This is a genomic window from Raineya orbicola, assembly GCF_002843425.1.
Taxonomy (GTDB): domain Bacteria; phylum Bacteroidota; class Bacteroidia; order Cytophagales; family Thermonemataceae; genus Raineya; species Raineya orbicola.
This window is the reverse complement of record NZ_NKXO01000013.1, coordinates 34,713-51,875: the sequence shown is the minus strand read 5'-3', so window position 1 is coordinate 51,875 and position 17,163 is coordinate 34,713. Positions and strand designations below refer to the sequence as shown.

Annotated in this window: 10 protein-coding genes; all 10 read right to left on the bottom strand. The window is 37.9% G+C overall.

The genetic code is table 11. The features are described 5' to 3' along the window. Positions 1-47 precede the first annotated feature (47 nt). Positions 48-1,094, bottom strand: coding sequence for a dipeptide epimerase (locus tag Rain11_RS05225; RefSeq protein WP_101358292.1), 1,047 nt, complete (start codon positions 1,092-1,094; stop codon positions 48-50). Positions 1,095-1,099: 5 nt separating this feature from the next. Then, a complete protein-coding gene (locus Rain11_RS05220; protein WP_101358291.1) occupies positions 1,100-2,068 on the bottom strand; it encodes a glycosyltransferase family 2 protein in 969 nt (322 codons plus the stop codon). A gap of 82 nt (positions 2,069-2,150) precedes the next feature. Next, positions 2,151-5,093, bottom strand: a complete 2,943-nt coding sequence (infB, locus tag Rain11_RS05215; RefSeq protein WP_101358290.1) for a translation initiation factor IF-2 — start codon at positions 5,091-5,093, stop codon at positions 2,151-2,153. Positions 5,094-5,280: 187 nt separating this feature from the next. After that, a complete protein-coding gene (gene nusA / locus Rain11_RS05210; RefSeq protein ID WP_101358289.1) occupies positions 5,281-6,552 on the bottom strand; it encodes a transcription termination factor NusA in 1,272 nt (423 codons plus the stop codon). Positions 6,553-6,583: 31 nt separating this feature from the next. Continuing rightward, positions 6,584-7,057, bottom strand: coding sequence for a ribosome maturation factor RimP (locus tag Rain11_RS05205; RefSeq protein ID WP_101358288.1), 474 nt, complete (start codon positions 7,055-7,057; stop codon positions 6,584-6,586). A gap of 99 nt (positions 7,058-7,156) precedes the next feature. Next, complete coding sequence (uvrA, locus tag Rain11_RS05200) at positions 7,157-10,027, bottom strand: excinuclease ABC subunit UvrA (protein WP_101358287.1); 2,871 nt, start codon at positions 10,025-10,027, stop codon at positions 7,157-7,159. An 11-nt stretch (positions 10,028-10,038) separates the two neighbouring features. Further along, the gene (locus tag Rain11_RS05195) at positions 10,039-10,323 is read right to left on the bottom strand and encodes a hypothetical protein (protein WP_101358286.1); all 285 of its coding nucleotides are present in this window, start codon (positions 10,321-10,323) and stop codon (positions 10,039-10,041) included. Positions 10,324-10,388: 65 nt separating this feature from the next. Beyond that, on the bottom strand, positions 10,389-13,223 hold the full coding sequence (locus Rain11_RS05190) for a T9SS type A sorting domain-containing protein (protein ID WP_101358285.1): 2,835 nt from the start codon (positions 13,221-13,223) through the stop codon (positions 10,389-10,391). A gap of 256 nt (positions 13,224-13,479) precedes the next feature. Then, on the bottom strand, positions 13,480-14,787 hold the full coding sequence (murA, locus tag Rain11_RS05185; protein WP_101358284.1) for a UDP-N-acetylglucosamine 1-carboxyvinyltransferase: 1,308 nt from the start codon (positions 14,785-14,787) through the stop codon (positions 13,480-13,482). Positions 14,788-14,848: 61 nt separating this feature from the next. Next, on the bottom strand, positions 14,849-17,050 hold the full coding sequence (locus tag Rain11_RS05180; protein WP_101358283.1) for a S9 family peptidase: 2,202 nt from the start codon (positions 17,048-17,050) through the stop codon (positions 14,849-14,851). Positions 17,051-17,163: the final 113 nt, after the last annotated feature.

The window sequence follows — 17,163 nt, the reverse complement described above, 5'->3', positions numbered from 1 at the left end:
GCTTCAAAGTATTCAATAAACTCGCTGTAAAGGTAATAATTTTGGCACTAAAACCCAAAAAACGAAAGATATTCTTGTTTGAGCCTTACACCAATACCTACCCTCTTGGGAAATACAGCTTTTCCATTTTGTAGGAATACTCCTTCGGCAAAATCATTGGAAATGAGCGTAGAGCCGTCCATATCTACATAATCCAGCAGAGGTAAAAGTTGAGCCAATGCGGAAATCCCTACCGAACTTTCTGTCATACAACCTGCCATTACTTTTAAGCCTAATTTTCGGGCAAGTTTTATCATTTGTAAAGCAGGTGTTAGCCCTCCGCATTTGGTCAGTTTGATATTGATGCCATCAAAAAACGAACTACACTTTTCAATATCATTCAGATCTTGGCAACTTTCATCTGCTATGAGTGGCAAAGTGCGATTCTTATGCAATACACCCATACCTTGCCAATCTGTGGGCGAAAGGGGTTGCTCTAAAAACTCTATCTGCGTTTCTGAAAGAACAGAAAAATTTTGCAAAGTTTGCTCTACACTCCAAGAGGCATTAGCATCTACTCTCAAAATTGCATCAGTTTGCTTGCGTAAATCTTTCAAAAGGCTTATGTCGGTATCTTTACCCATTTTTACTTTGTAGATAGGAAAATCTATGCTTTGCATTTGAGCAAGCATTTCGTCTTTTTCGGCAAGGCTTAAAGTATAGTTAGAAAGAGGCATTTTATCGTGTAAAACCAAACCCCATACTTGATAAAGAGGTTTTTGGGCTTTACGAGCAAGCAAATCGTGGGCGGCTATATCCAAAGCACACAAAGCGGCAGGGTATTTATGCAAGAAAGATTTAGCAAATTCCCAAAAAGCAAGAGCATCTTGCAGGTCGTAATTTTCAATTTCTGTACGATGCCGTTCCAAAAGAGTTAGAGCTTCTTGAGCCGTATAGCCCAAATATCTTACAGGTACCCCCTCGCCTATTCCCCAATTACCTTGTTCATCTTTAAGCACTACTATCAAACTTTCCGTTTGCCTGCGTGAGCCATAAGCCGTAGTAAAAGGAATTTTGTTTTGAAGTGTGTAAATATATGTATGCAATTGTAGCATTACCTCTATGACTTTTCCGAAGTAATAATTTTTTTTCTTACGATGTACTCCTGTGCTTTGGAGGAGTTTGTAATAATCATTTCACCAATAAAACCCGCCGTAAATAGTTGCACGCCTATAATCATAGCTATAAGAGCCAAATAAAACAATGGCTGTTCGGTAACGTTCCGATAGGGTTCTTTTTGATAAATACTAATCACCTTGTTCGCTATCAAGTAAAAAGCTATGCCAAAACCTATTAGAAAGGAAAGTACCCCCCACCCCCCAAAAAAGTGCATAGGACGCTTACGAAATTTGGTTACAAAGGTAATTGAAAGCAAATCTAAAAAACCAAACAAAAAACGTTCCATACCGAATTTGGTATGTCCATACTTTCTTGGGTGATGTTTGACTTTTTTCTCTCCTATTTTCTTGAAACCTACTGATTTAGCAATCACAGGGATATAACGATGCATTTCGCCATATACTTCTATGCTTTTTACGACTTGCTGTTTGTAGGCTTTTAGTCCGCAATTGAAATCGTGCAGAGGAATGCCCGAAAACCAACGAGTTACGGCATTATAGAGTTTGGTAGGAATAGTTTTGGAAAGGGGGTCTTGGCGTTTTTGCTTCCAACCAGAAACTAAATCATAACCTTCGTGGGTTATCATTCGGTAGAGTTCAGGAATTTCTTCGGGGTCATCTTGCAAATCAGCGTCCATTGTTATTACTACACTACCTTGTGCGTATTGGAAACCTGTGTGTAAAGCGGCAGATTTTCCATAATTCCGATTGAAGGATATAGCTTGCAAATGAGGCTCAATTTGAGCTATATGCTCAATAGTTTGCCACGTATTATCGTTGCTTCCATCATCAACAATAACAATTTCGTAAGAAAAATGATTTTCCTGCATTACTCGCCGAATCCAAGCACAAAGTTCGGGCAAAGATTCGGCTTCGTTGTATGCAGGAATGACCACAGAAATATCGTACATAACAAAACGGAGTCAGGAAATAGGAAGCAGGAAACAAAAAGTATAGGCAATAAATTCCTCTAATCTTAATCTTGAACTCAACTTACAACTTTCTTTTTACTTCTCTTTGCTCAAAGACTTCAATAACATCTCCTTTCTGAATATCATTAAATCCTCTGATGCTCAAACCACAATCATAACCTGCCTTTACCTCTGAAACATCATCTTTGAAACGTTTGAGACTATCCAACTCGCCTGTATGTATTACAATTCCATCGCGTATCACACGTATCTTGCTTTGGCGTTTTATCATTCCATCTGTAACCATACAACCCGCAATAGTACCCACTTTCTTGATATGGAAAATCTCACGCACTTCTACATTGCCTACGGTTACTTCTTCAATAGTAGGAGCAAGCATACCTTCCATAGCATCTTTTACTTCATTGATGGCATCGTAGATAATTGAATACAGACGAATTTCAACCTGTTCTTGCTCGGCAAGTTTTTTAGCTCCTGCCGAAGGACGTACCTGAAAACCAATAATAACAGCATCAGAAACAGCGGCTAAATTGACATCAGTTTCAGTAATTTGTCCTACGGCTTTATGAATTACATTTACCTGAATTTCTTCAGTAGAAAGTTTGAGCAAAGAATCCGAAAGAGCCTCTACCGAACCATCTACATCACCTTTGATGATAATATTGAGTTGTTGGAAATTGCCCAAGGCTATTCGGCGACCAATATCGCTGAGTGTAAGGCGTTTAGTGGCTCTGATACTTTGCTCACGCAAGATTTGCTCACGCTTGTTGGCAATTTCTTTGGCTTCTCTTTCGCTTTCCATTACTTGGAACTTATCACCTGCTTGCGGAGCACCACTCAGACCAAGAATTTGTACAGGGGTTGAAGGTCCTGCCTGTTTGATAGCCTTTCCGATATGGTCAGTCATAGCTTTCACACGCCCATACAAAGCTCCTACTAAAATAATATCCCCCACTTTGAGCGTTCCTGTCTGCACTAAAAGATTAGATACGTACCCCCTACCTTTATCCAAAGTCGCCTCAATAACGGTACCCGATGCTTTTTTATTAGGGTTAGCTTTTAAATCCAAGATTTCAGCTTCCAAAAGCACTTTTTCCAAAAGCTCATCAATACCTTGCCCGCTTTTAGAAGAAATTTCCTGACATTGATACTTTCCGCCCCATTCTTCCACCAAAATATTTTCAGCGGCAAGTTGCTCACGAATTTTGTCAGGATTGGCAGTAGGTTTATCTATTTTGGAAATAGCAAAAACAATGGGTACGCCTGCGAGCTGGGCGTGGTTGATAGCTTCTTTGGTTTGAGGCATTACGTTATCATCTGCGGCAATTACAATAATAGCCACATCTGTAAGTTTAGCACCTCTGGCACGCATAGCTGTAAAGGCTTCGTGTCCGGGAGTGTCTAAGAAAGTAATTTTTCGGTTATCTTTGGTAGTTACGCTATACGCCCCTATGTGCTGTGTAATACCTCCTGATTCTTTGGCAACAATATTAGTTTTACGAATATAATCCAAGAGGGAAGTTTTTCCGTGATCTACGTGCCCCATTACGGTAACAATTGGCGGACGGGGGAGTAAATCTTCGGGTGCGTCTTCTTCTTCCTCCAAAGCCGCCTCTATTTCCTCTTCGGCAGAAATAAATTCAACCGTATAGCCAAATTCATCAGCAATAATGGTAATCGCTTCAGCATCAAGGCGTTGGTTGATAGACACAAACATACCCAAAGCCATACATTTGGAAATTAGCTCATTGATAGAAACATTCATCAAATTCGCTAAATCCATTGCTGAAATAAACTCTGTTACCCGTAAATGATTGCTTTGTTCTTGTAGTTCTGTTTCATTCTCACGCTCTTTTTTAAGGACTTTCTTGATAGATTTTTTCTTTTGCCCGCCGCCCATACGAGCCAGTGTAGCCTTGATTTGTTCTTGAATTTCTTTTTCGCTTACCTCTTCTTTTTCAAAGCGTGGCTTTTTCTTATCTTTTTCTTTGATGCTCTTATCTTTTAACTCTTTGTCTTTCAGCTCTTTTTTTGGCTCTTGTACAGCTACTTTGACATCTAATTTTTCTTTCTTGATACGCTTACGTTTCTTTTTCTTTTTCTTTTCTTCTTTGGCTTCATCAGTAGAAGCCAGAGGTTTGTTCTTTTTGAAGGGTTTTTCTACAGGAAGTTCAATTTTATCAAGAACGGTAAGCCCTTTGAGTGTATCAGCTTTTGCCTTGATTACTTCTATTTCGGGCTCTTGAGTGGTTTTTTCTATAATTTCAGTTTGAGGTTCTACTTTGGGTATTTCTTGGGTAATAGTAGTAGGTTCTTCCTTTTTTTGTTCTTGAACTTTTTGTTCAAGCGGTTTGAGTTGCTTTTCTTCCTGCTTTTCTTTTTCTACTTTATTTTCTTTTTCTTGTTTTTTCTGATTTTCTTGTTTTTTGAAATTCTTTTCAGGTTGCTTTTTCTGCTCTTTTTTATCTTTTTTCTCGTCTTTTTGCTTATCTGTTTTATTTTTCTTATGAGCATCAAGGTCTATTTTACCTACTACCGTTAAGCCGATTTTAGGCTCATTTTTAGGCATCTCATTACTTTCTATTTTATTTTCAGTTAGTGGCACTTCCACAAGTTTTTCTTCCTGATGAGTGGGCGTAAGAGTAGTTTGCTCAGTAGCAATAGTTTCCACTACTTTACTTCCTGTTTCTTTTTTGGTGGTAGTTTCCGTAGAGAACAAGGGCGTAGTAGCTTCTTTTGTTTTTTCTTTTTCAGCCTGTTGCTGTTTTTTTATTTTGCTTTCAAGGGTTTTGGTCATAGAAGCAATATGCTCGGCTTCTTTTTTTTCCAAAAAAGAACCACGAAATTCTTTTTCTAAAACTTCTATTTCTTTGTTCCCCAATTTACTATTGGGATTGTAATCGCCACCAAAACCCTTGTTTTTGAGAGTTTCAACGATTTTTTCGGTAGCTACATTGAATTGTCTTGCCGCTTGGCTTAATCTCATTGTTTTTTCCTCCGACATAATAAATTTTTGTGGTATAATGACGCTTAATAATGCTTTTTAGTAAAGGCTGGACGAGAAAAAGGTGATTTTATATTTAGTTTGAAAGCACAAAGGTACGCAAATTCTATCAAACTACAAATTTTTGGTTTTGTTTTTGGCTTTTGGGTGTCCTGCAAGGTTTCAGTACCTTACAAGACAAGCCCTTTTATTCATTTTCTTCTTCCTCTTCTTCCTCAAATTCACGCTTAATGATTTCCAAAATTTCATCAACTTGCTCTTCCTCTAAATCAGTACGCCTGATAAGGTCTTCTCTACCCACAGCTAAAACGCTCTTGGCAGTATCCAGACCAATTTTACGCAACTCTTCAATTTTCCACTCTTCAATTTCATCTGCAAATTCCTGCAAATCAATATCTTCCTCATCTAACTCCGCTTCATCAATATCTCTCCAAATATCAATTTCTCTACCAACAAGTTTGCCTGCGAGTTTAATATTTAAGCCATTTTTACCGATAGCCATAGACACTTGGTCGGGTTTGAGATACACCGAAACTCTGCCATTGTCTTCAATCTTAATAGAGCTAATTTTAGCAGGACTTAAAGCTCGCTGAATGTAAAGTTCTAAATTATCGGTATAGTTGATAACATCAATATTTTCATTATGTAATTCACGAACAATAGAGTGAATACGTGAGCCTTTCATACCTACGCAAGCTCCTACGGGGTCAATTCTATCGTCATAAGTTTCTACGGCTACTTTGGCTCTTTCGCCGGGTTCGCGTACTACTTTGCGAATAATAATTTGCCCTTCATAAATTTCAGGAACTTCTTGCTCAAATAGGCGTTCTAAAAATTTGGGCGAAGTACGCGAAAGTGTAATACGTGGTGTCCCGTTAATGAGTTCTACTTTTTCAATAACTGCTTTCACGGTATCACCTTTGCGGTAACGATCTTTGGGAATTTGGTGATTTTTGGGCAAAAGTAATTCATTTCCTTCGCTATCCGTAACAATAATATCCTTGCCTACAATCTGATACACTTCACCTACCAAAATTTCGCCCACGCTATCTTTATATTTTTCGTAGAGATTAGTTTTCTCTAAATCTTTGATTTTCTGAATCAGGGTTTGCCTACCCATTTGCACTATTCTTCTACCGAATTTAGCAATATCAATAGGTTCGGCATATTCTTCGCCAATTTCAAAATCATCTTGCACCTTGCGTGCTTCTGAAAGGCTGATAAGGTTTGGATTATGAGTAAGTTCAGGCTCGTTATCAGCTACAATTTGGCGATAATGAAATATTTCTAAATCTCCATTAGGATTGATAATCACCTCAAAATTTTGGTCTGTGCCATACTGCTTACGAATCATTGATTTGAAAACATCTTCCAAAACACTAATCATCGTAGGGCGGTCTATGCCTTTTTGTTTGGCAAACTCCATAAACGATTCGGTGAGTTCTTTGTTATTTACCATAACTATTTGGGTTTAATTTTCTATCGTTTTTTTACTTAAATGAAATCACTACTTTGGCAGTAATAATTTCGTTCCAATCTATTTGATGAACTATTTTTTGCATTTTTTTACCCTTTCCAATACTTTGCTCAACAACAATTTGATTACCCTCTACATTTTTCAAAACCCCTTCTATAATTTTTCCGTCTTTTGTAGCAATCTGTAAAGTTCTACCAATATGTTGGGGCAGTTGGCGTAGCATTTTAAGCGGATTTTCTGCACCAGGGGAAGAAACTTCCAAAATATATTTACTTTCAATCCAATTCTGCTCCTCTATTATATTGCCCAATGCTCTACTTGTTTTGGCACATACTTCAATATTTACACCTTTATCACCATCTAAAAGTACGCTCACTTTCAGCTTTTCTTTCAGTTCTTTGATAAGAACATCTACCACAAAAAACTCCTTTTCTAAAAGGTTTTCTGTGGCTTGCCATATATTTTGTTTCAAGGTTTCAGTATTCATAGAGAAATTTTATCAGGCAAAAACAAAAGGGGACTTATGCCCCCTTTCAAACTTGCGTTGCAAATTTACGAATAAAAACATTTTTTGCAAATTTTTTTCTTATTTTTTTAACTTTTTTGCTAAAAATCTTGCCGTGTAATTTTCAGATAAAAGAGCTACCATTTGTTCAGGAGTGCCTGTAAAGCAAATTTTCCCGCCACGCTTACCACCTTCGGGTCCTAAATCTATAATCCAATCGGCATTTTTGATAATCTCTACATTATGCTCAATTACAAGCACAGAATTTCCATTTTCTACAAGCAACTGCAAAGCTGTGAGCAGTTTTTGTATATCTTGAAAATGCAATCCTGTCGTGGGTTCGTCAAATATAAAAAGTTTTTTACCTTTCTTACTCAAATTGGCATCTAAAAAGGAAGCTAACTTAATTCTTTGAGCCTCACCACCCGAAAGAGTATCAGACGATTGCCCCAATTTTACATAACCCAAACCCACTTTTTCCAAAGGTTTCAAACGCTCTATAATTTTAGACTCTTTCTGAAAAAATGTTATGGCTTCATCTACGGTCAAATCTAAAACCTCGGTAATATTTTTTCCTTGATAAGTAACTTCTAAAATGCTCTCTATAAAACGTTTGCCTTTACAAGCCTCACAAGGCACAAAAATATCTGCCATAAATTGCATTTCTATCCTTACCTCACCTTCCCCTTTACAGACTTCACAGCGACCTCCTTCTACATTAAACGAAAAAGCCCCTGCTTTGTATCCTCTTATTTTAGCAAGCGGTTGAGCGGCAAAAAGTTCTCTAATCGCATCATACGCCTTGCAGTAGGTAACAGGATTAGAACGCGAAGATTTACCGATAGGGTTTTGATCTATGTATTCTACACCTGAAAGCAAATTCAAATCACCTTCCAAGCTATCATAAGCTCCTACCTCATTTTCATCGGAGAACGTGAGGTCAAAATGTTTAGAAAGAGCAGGCATTAAAATTCTTTTCACCAAAGTAGATTTTCCCGAACCCGAAACACCCGTGATTACACAAAAAATCCCCAAAGGAATTTGTACGTCAATATTTTGCAAATTGTTTTCTCTTGCCCCTTTTACCCAAATGCTATTTGCCCACTTACGGCGAAATGCAGGTACAGGAATTTCAGCTTTTCCGCTTAAATATTGCAAAGTTTTAGACAAAGGGAATTTTTTAGTATCAAAATCATTTTTATTGCCCTGAAAAATAATTTGTCCTCCTCTTGCCCCCGCTTCGGGACCGATGTCTATAATGTAATCTGCTACTTGCATTAGTTCTTCTTCGTGCTCAACCACAACTACGGTATTACCCAAATTGCGAAGTTGAAGTAAAACCTCAATCAATTCTTGTGTATCGCGAGGGTGCAAACCGATACTTGGTTCATCAAGAATGTACATTGAGCCAACCAAAGCACTTCCCAATGCCGTAGCAAGTTTAATACGCTGAAACTCACCACCAGAAAGCGTTGCCGTAGCTCTGTTGAGTGTCAGGTAGCCTAAACCTACTTTCAAAAGGTAATTCAAGCGATTGCGAATTTCCGTAAGAATACGTTTAGCTACTTTTTGCTCAAATTCATCAAGAGCTAATTTATCAAAAAACTCTGCTACTTCTTCCACAGGCATCAGCAGTAATTCGTGCAAAGATTTTCCGTTAATTTTCACAAAAGAAGCATCTTTGCGTATGCGTGTGCCTTTGCAGTCGGGGCAAGTAGTACGACCTCGGTAACGATACAACAAAATCCGATATTGAATTTTATAGCTTTCGCTTTCTAAAAACTTGAAAAAATCATTGATGCCGTAAATGGTGTCTTTTTCTTTTTTAGCTTTTTTACCTTGCCAAAGCAAATCCTTTTCTGCTTCGGAGAGGTCTTTGTAGGCTCTATGAATCGGAAAATCATAAAGCAGAGTTGCTTTACGCATAAATTCTTTTTTCCACTCGCTCATTTTTTCGGTACGCCAAGGAGCTACAGCATCTTCATATACCGAAAGATTAGGATTGGGAATAACAAGTTTTTCGCTAATTCCTAACACATTACCAAAACCTTCGCAAGTTTTGCAAGCTCCATAAGGATTATTGAAATTGAAAAAGTGAATGCTTGGCTCTTCAAAAGTAATCCCGTCTAACTCAAATTTATCGGAAAAGAACTTTTTTTCAACCCCAACAAAATCCACTAAACACTCTCCTGCACCTTCAAAAAATGCCGTTTGTACCGAATCTGCAATACGAAAGCGGCTTTCCTCATCATTATGCTTTACCGCAGTTCTATCAATGAGTACAAAGATATTTTCCCAGTATTTTTGGGCTAAATTTTCACTTTTTTGCTCCAAAAACTCCTCAATAAATGCAACTTCATCATTTATCAGAATCCTTGTAAAGCCTTTTTGTAGCAAGATTTGCAACTCTGTTTCAAGAGTTCGGTCTGAAAGATTTTTCAAAGGACTGGCTATGATAATTTTTTGTCCTTCGGGAAAAGAAAAAATATACTCTGTAACACTATCTACGGTATCTTTGCGTACTTCTTTGCCCGAAATAGGTGAAAAAGTTTTACCTATGCGAGCATATAGCAGTTTGAGGTAGTCGTAAATTTCAGTGGTTGTGCCTACGGTAGAACGAGGATTTTTGGAACTTACACGTTGCTCAATGGCAATAGCAGGTGAAACCCCTTTGATGTATTCTACTTCGGGTTTTTGCATACGGGCTAAAAATTGTCTTGCATAAGCACTCAAACTCTCCACGTACATTCTTTGCCCTTCGGCAAAAAGGGTATCAAACACCAAAGATGATTTGCCCGAACCTGAAACCCCCGTTACTACTACTAATTTATTGCGAGGAATGGCAACGTCAATATTTTTGAGATTGTGCAGTTTAGCACCTTTGATTAAAATAAATTCTTTGGCAGAAAGATTTTCAAAATTTTCTTTTGGCAACTCAACGGCTGATTGCATATGCAGACAATTTAAGAGTATTTTTTACGGAACTCTAATCGTTTCAATTCTCTTTGCAGTATGATTTCAACAATTTTTTCGGCATCTTGTTTGGCAAAAGCCTCCGAAAATTCATTTTCAGGCAAATCTAAACGATAAGCCACTTGCAAGAGACGTTCAGGAGCTTTGTGCAAAAGATTTTTCACAAAAAACAAAAGATAGTTTCGCAACTCTTCCCAAGAAAGGAGTGCTTGTGGCGTAAAATCTTCGCAATGCTTTTGCAGATGATTTTGAAGTTGCTCTAAATCTTGAAGCATTTATATTTTTGGACAAAAATAAAAAAAAGTCCTCTTTTGCAGAGGACTTTTGTGATTTTTATTTGCTAATTTCTAACAATCTTATACAGCTCTCGCAAACTTGCCCCTTTCACTTCTATCCAATACACTCCTTGTGGCATATGAGAGAAATTTATTTGATTTTCACCAAATTTTACATCTATCACTTGTAAAGTTCTGCCGTACAAATCTTGGATTTTTACCTCCAATCTTTCCTGCAAACTATTCAAGTACAGAATATCACGTGTAGGGTTAGGATAAATGCCCGCTAATAAATTAGATTTTTCAGTTGAAAGCGAAACAATGCGAGAATAAGTAAATTTTCCATCTTTATCAACCTGCTTGATGCGATAGTAAATTTTACCCGTTATTTTATTACCTAAACCTCTATCTTCAACCACATAGCGATTTTCAGATTTCTTTTTAGCAGAAATTTGAACAATTTTTACAAAATCCTTGGCATCAAAACTTCTTTCTACTTCATAAAAATCGGCATTGATTTCGCTCATCGTATTCCATAAAATTTCAGGGATATGATTTTCGTTGTAGCGAGCTTGAATACTTAAAAATTCTACGGGTAAAGGATTAACAATATCAGAGATTGTCCAAGGTGAAAAAGCCGTTACATTGATAGGTATGCTTGTAATCAACGGACTGGTGCTGGGTGCTATGAAAGGCGTACTACGAATTTCCCACACAGTGCCATTATTACGCCATACTTGTAGCTGATTAGTATTTTTCCCATTGTTAATGGCGGGAAGCCAACGAAACTCTACACCGTTTCTGCCATTTGCCACAGAAGGCTGAATATACCACGTACAAGCAATAGAAGTAAATGTTCCTACGGTCTGAATGCCTGCGGCATCAGAAACACGCAAAAGGTCAAGCGTTCCTATATCAGCTCCTGCGGGCAGATTTAGCCCTAAAAAATCAAAAGCACCTGTACCCACATTACGAATAGTTCGGGCACGTCCTAAAATACGACTATTATTTTTTTCTCCAACCGTAGTAGGATTAACCGCAGGGTCTATAGCTGTAGGCGAAAAATACAAAGTATTTGTGTTTGTTTGCACAAATCCATCTGTGAAAATCATTTGGTTATTGATAGTTAAATCGCCAAGCATATTCAGGGTTTTGCCTGTTCCATTGAGTTCCCAATTTTCACTAATCACAGGCATTGCTCCCACAGGCACAAAATCGGTATTGTAAGTTGTAAGAGGTCGGTCAGTAGCAGACCCATCATCGGTGTAAGAACCTTGCTCAACATTGAGCGTAAAACCATCGGCACTGATTACATTCGTTCCTCTACGAATACGCGGAGATGTCGTAAAAGCAGGAGCTATAAAACTTTGTTGCGTTACAAAAACGTGATTAGGTTTGACGGTTACAAAGCCCAAAGCTCCATAATCTATGGCGTGCTGAATACGATTTTCTAAAAGAATAAGGTCTGGGTTGCTCATAGAAAGTGGAGTTTGCAAGCCTGAACCTACGTCAAACTCATTGTTTACTGCGTTAAAGTTTGTATTTACACTTGCCATTGTAGTAGAGGGCATACCTGTTGTCCAGATAGAAGTAAAAGGATTAGGAAATGCCCCTAATGGCAAGGTAAGCACAACCGCATCAGTATTTCCATAGAAGGGGTCTAATGCTATAAAACGAGCAATGTTAGCGTGAAAGCGGTTTCTTTGAGTTGCTGAGCCAATCGTGATATTGTTAAAAGCAGGTACCGCCCCACTATGATGATTGGCAAAGGCAATAGCCGTGCCTCCCACACTTGTGCTGTGATGAAAGGTATTATCAAGAATTGAAATATTTTGCACTGTCAGTGGCGAGCCTGCTGAAACAGAAAATGTGCGATTTTTGGTATTGATTATCAGATGATTAAAAGTAGTAGAAGTAAGACGAGGCGTAAAAGTATTACTTATAATATTTACATTTCTTGAACGCCCCAGCCAGATACCCACATTTGGGTGCCCTGAAATCGTATTATTTTGAATATTAACTACCGAGCCAAGATAATTATCTTTAATTTCAATCACGGCAAAAGAGGAAGCATCAGGAACAAAAGCAGGTACGCTTAAATTATTGTTATTGATATTCACCGTAGCAGTAGCAACAGGAATATTGATTTCAACACCTGCTTGGGCTATGGCAGATATGTTGTTGGAAGTAATATTTACATTTCCCGTTAAATCCCCCCATTGAATAGCATACAAACCTCCTCCCTGAATGTTGTTATTGGTTATAGTGCCATAATTTCCAATACTCCTAATTCCTACTCTAAAAAAGGCAAAAGCGGCAGGGTTTCCAGGTATGGTATTATTTTGTATTGTAACTTGATTATTCCCAACTAAAAAAGAAATAATGTTATTATCAGCGAAACGTATAGCATAAGCGTGCATATCTACACTCATCGGGGCAGGGTTTATGTTTTCTATGGTATTACCTATAATTTGCAAATTATTGTAAGCTCCCGGCACACCATGATTAGCTACAAAAATACCGTGCCTTCCATTGGTACTTGTTCCGCCTGCTCCATTAACTCGTAAGTGCAGATTTTGAATAGTAACATTAGGAGAGGCTACTACCAAAATGCTTTCACAAGCACCCGACATAGTAAAAATAGGTTGAGGAGTATCCCCCAATAAGGTCAGCGGTTTATTGATGACCACATTGCTGGTAATTGTGTAACTTCCTGTACAAACAAATACCGTCCCTCCCGCAGGAGCAGCGGCAATAGCGGCAGAAAGGGTTTGTTTAGCGTCTGTACAACTTGTTCCTGCGTTGGTATCATTACCCGTGGGTGAAACGTAAATAGTTTGAGCTTTGCTAAATGTAAAAGAGAGTAGCAGTAACACAAATAAAAAATGAGACTTTTTCATACAATATTAGTTTTTAGTGGAAAAAGCTGATTATTTTTCTTACAATCAATAAAAAAGTGTAAGAACTAATAAAAATGATACTTATAAGAATAATCTGTAAAAGAATAGGTTCAATTTGTATGAATATACAAATAAGAGAATAGTTGTTTAATTAAAATCAAACATAGATACATTCAGGGAAAGAAAAAGTAACCAAAATTTTTATATTTTTTTTTGAAAAAAAATATAAAATATTGAAAATCAATTTATTAAAAAATCAAGAAATTCTCCGAATTTCTGCACCGATAGCATTCAATCTGCCGTCTATGTTTTCGTAGCCTCTATCAATTTGTTCGCTATTTTCAATAATGCTTACTCCTTCGGCAGAAAGAGCGGCAATTAGCAAAGCCACCCCCGCCCGAATATCAGGCGAACTCATCTTGATACCTCGCAAAGGATACTTCCTATTGATGCCAATTACCGTAGCTCTATGGGGGTCATTGAGAATGATTTGAGCCCCCATATCAATAAGTTTATCCACAAAAAACAAGCGACTTTCAAACATTTTCTGATGAATAAGTACGGTGCCTTCGGCTTGAATAGCAGTAACCAATACAATACTAAGCAAATCGGGAGTAAAACCGGGCCAAGGAGCATCATCAACTTTCAAGATAGAGCCGTCAATAAAAGTGCTAATTTGGTAATGTTCTTGTGCAGGAATATAAATATCATCACCACGCAGTTCCATCTGAATACCCAACTTACCGAATACTCTCGGAATGCACCCCAAATGCTCTATTCCGCAGTTTTTAATGGTAATTTCAGAGGCAGTCATAGCGGCAAGCCCTATGAAACTCCCTACTTCAATCATATCAGGTAAAATTGTGTGTTCAGTGCCTTGTAGGCTTTCTACACCTTCAATTGTAATCAAATTAGAGCCAATTCCCGAAATTTTAGCACCCATTCGGCAAAGCATACGACAAAGTTGCTGAATGTATGGCTCACAAGCGGCGTGATAAATTGTAGTAGTACCTTTGGCAAGTACCGCCGCCATAATAATATTTGCTGTTCCTGTAACCGAAGCCTCATCAAGCAAAATGTATTTACCCTGCAAGTTAGTGGCATCTATTTCGTAAAATTCGGTTTTAGAGTTGTAGTTGAATTTCGCCCCAAGCTCCTGAAACCCTAAAAAATGCGTATCCAGACGCCTCCTACCAATTTTATCGCCCCCTGGTTTAGGAATTTTACTTTTGCCAAAGCGGGCAAGCAAGGGTCCTAAAATCATTATAGAACCTCGCAAAGCCGAAGCCTTTTGCGTATAGGCAGGAGTTTCCAAATGCTCTAAATTGATATTGCGAGCCTCAAAACGATATGAGTGTGAATTGATTTTATCTACTTTTACTCCTAAATCCTGTAAAATTTCAATCAGTTTAAGCACATCACGAATTTGTGGAATATTATGTATAATCACAGGTTCGGGGGTGAGCAAAACTGCACACAAAATTTGCAGAGCCTCATTTTTTGCCCCTTGTACTTTTAGTTCTCCTTTAAATGATTTACCTCCAATAACTTGAAAAGCAGACATTTATGTAAATTTTAGAATTTTTGTTTTTTAATTCAAGATTTTGAGTTTTACGCTTACTTTCTTATTTCAAATGTTTTTCCAAATAATCAGTATAAAGTTGGAACAAAAGCAAGCGACTTTGCCAGCTGTACGCTACGCCGTGATTACCCGGAGGAAATATACGCAAATCAGCGTCTTTGCCTGCATCTATAAGAGCTTTTGCAAGTTGAAAAGTATGTTTTACGTGTACATTTTCGTCCATTGCCGAATGTACTAACAGCATTTTACCTTTTAGGTTTTGGGCGTAATTCATACAAGAAGAAGCCACGTATTTGGCATCATTTTCGGGTAAAAGCCCCATATAACGCTCGGCGTAAATGCTATCATACAAACGCCAGTCCGTAACGGGTGCCGCCACAATCGCTACTTTGAAAATATCAGGATAATTCAGTATTGTGAAAGATGACATATATCCCCCATAACTATGCCCACGAATAGCTATGCGATTTGCATCTATAAAACCCTGTTTTACAAGGAATTGAGCCGTTTCAGCAAAATCTTTACTTTCATACTTGCCAAGTTGTTCATACACAATTTTTTCAAAAGCATAACCATACCCCCCACTGCCCCTGTTATTGACACTTGCCACAACATAGCCTTGTTGGACTAAATATTGCTCCCAAGCATCTCTCCCAAATTCATTATAGACGCTTTGAGCCCCTGGTCCGCCGTAAATGTTCAATAAAAGTGGGTATTTTTGTGTAGGATTGAAATTGAGCGGTTTTACAAGATAAATATCTATTTTTTGTCCGTCAGAGGTAGTGAAATTTGTCAGTTCTCTTGGAGAGTAAGCATTTTCCTGAATGAATTTAGACACTTCGGCGTTATCTACGAGCTTTTTTAGCATTTTAGGATTTTTTCCCACTTCCCAAAGTTCTACCTGAGTAGGTGTGGTAGTGTTGGAGTACCTATCCAAATAATATTTACTATTGGGCGAAAAATCAATAATATGCCTGCCTGCTGTTTGTGTAAGACGGCGTTTGTTTTTCCCCGAAAAATCTATTTCGTACAAATGTCTTTCCAATGGGGAGACTTCAGTAGAAGTGTAATATATTTTTTTGTTTTTGGCATCAACATTATGTACAAAAACTACTTCCCAATTACCTTTGGTAACTTGCCCGAGCAATTTTCCATTATAATCGTATCGGTATAAATGAGCAAAACCATCTCGCTCCGAAATCCAAAAAAACTCTTGCAACCCTTGTGGAAAAAACGCATAATGCATAATTCCTGCAAAGAAATCAAACACATCTATCCACGCTTTGGAAGTTTCTTCCATAATGAGCTTTGCCTCACCTGTTTGCACATTCGTAAAATAAAGTTTCAGATGATTTTGCTTGCGATTAAGGTGCATTACAGCCAATTGCCCCGAAACAGATGTCCAATAGATACGAGGAATATAACCATCGCCTAAATCTACTTTTGCCCAAGTACGCTGATTTTTTTCTACATCAATCATTCCGATTTTTACAAGCGGGTTATTATTGCCAACTTTGGGATAAGGAAGTTTTTCGTAAGTATCGGCAAGTCCGCTGTAATCAGTCATCTGAAAGATAGGGACGTTTCGTTCATCAGTTTGCCAAAAAGCAATATAACGACTATCAGGCGACCATTCCCAAGCCTGTGCCAAACCAAACTCCTCTTCATACACCCAACCAAAACGCCCATTCCATACATTTTCTTGGGCATCGGTAGTGAGTTGTGTTTCTTTTTGCGTAGCAAAGTCAAAAACAAATAGATTTCCTCCTTTTTCGTAGGCTATTTTTTTGCCATCAGGGGAAAGCTCTGCTGAATGAGCATCTTTGGCAGCAAGTTTGAGCGTTTTCGTGCTTACATCATAAAAGTAATAATCCGAAACCCCTGAACGCCGATAAACAGGACGAAAATTCGTTTGAAAAAGCAAGTATTTGCTATCCTTTGACCACTGAAACGAAACATAGTTGAAATTTTGGTCTTTATCAGGAAATTTTAAGCCTGCGGCACTGAAAATTACTTCCTCTTTGCCGTCTTGGGGCGAAAAAACCTTGATTTGCCCTGCTCCTTCTATGAACGAAAATTTTTCTCCTCCCTCAATCCAATTCACACTTCGGGGACCAAAATTTCCCGAAAGTTTTCCACCCGAACTTAAAGCCTCTTGAAGTGATGCAAAACGCTTTTTTTCTTGGGCTTGAAGCGAGAAAATTACAACAAAAGCTAAACAAAAAGCATAAAATCTTGTAAGCATAAACGTATTTTTTTACATTGCCTTGCAAATAAAAACATAATCGGCAAAAGAAAAAAATCGCTTTCAAAAAATTATGCTTATTTCAGCCGAAAAAGGCTTATTTTTGCACCTAA

Excerpts from the sequence above, each read along its gene's own strand:
- Rain11_RS05225 (WP_101358292.1), bottom strand. The coding sequence starts at position 1,094 with ATGCTACAATTGCATACATATATTTACACACTTCAAAACAAAATTCCT.
- Rain11_RS05220 (WP_101358291.1), bottom strand. The coding sequence starts at position 2,068 with ATGTACGATATTTCTGTGGTCATTCCTGCATACAACGAAGCCGAATCT.
- infB (WP_101358290.1), bottom strand. The coding sequence starts at position 5,093 with ATGTCGGAGGAAAAAACAATGAGATTAAGCCAAGCGGCAAGACAATTC.
- nusA (WP_101358289.1), bottom strand. The coding sequence starts at position 6,552 with ATGGTAAATAACAAAGAACTCACCGAATCGTTTATGGAGTTTGCCAAA.
- Rain11_RS05205 (WP_101358288.1), bottom strand. The coding sequence starts at position 7,057 with ATGAATACTGAAACCTTGAAACAAAATATATGGCAAGCCACAGAAAAC.
- uvrA (WP_101358287.1), bottom strand. The coding sequence starts at position 10,027 with ATGCAATCAGCCGTTGAGTTGCCAAAAGAAAATTTTGAAAATCTTTCT.
- Rain11_RS05195 (WP_101358286.1), bottom strand. The coding sequence starts at position 10,323 with ATGCTTCAAGATTTAGAGCAACTTCAAAATCATCTGCAAAAGCATTGC.
- Rain11_RS05190 (WP_101358285.1), bottom strand. The coding sequence starts at position 13,223 with ATGAAAAAGTCTCATTTTTTATTTGTGTTACTGCTACTCTCTTTTACA.
- murA (WP_101358284.1), bottom strand. The coding sequence starts at position 14,787 with ATGTCTGCTTTTCAAGTTATTGGAGGTAAATCATTTAAAGGAGAACTA.
- Rain11_RS05180 (WP_101358283.1), bottom strand. The coding sequence starts at position 17,050 with ATGCTTACAAGATTTTATGCTTTTTGTTTAGCTTTTGTTGTAATTTTC.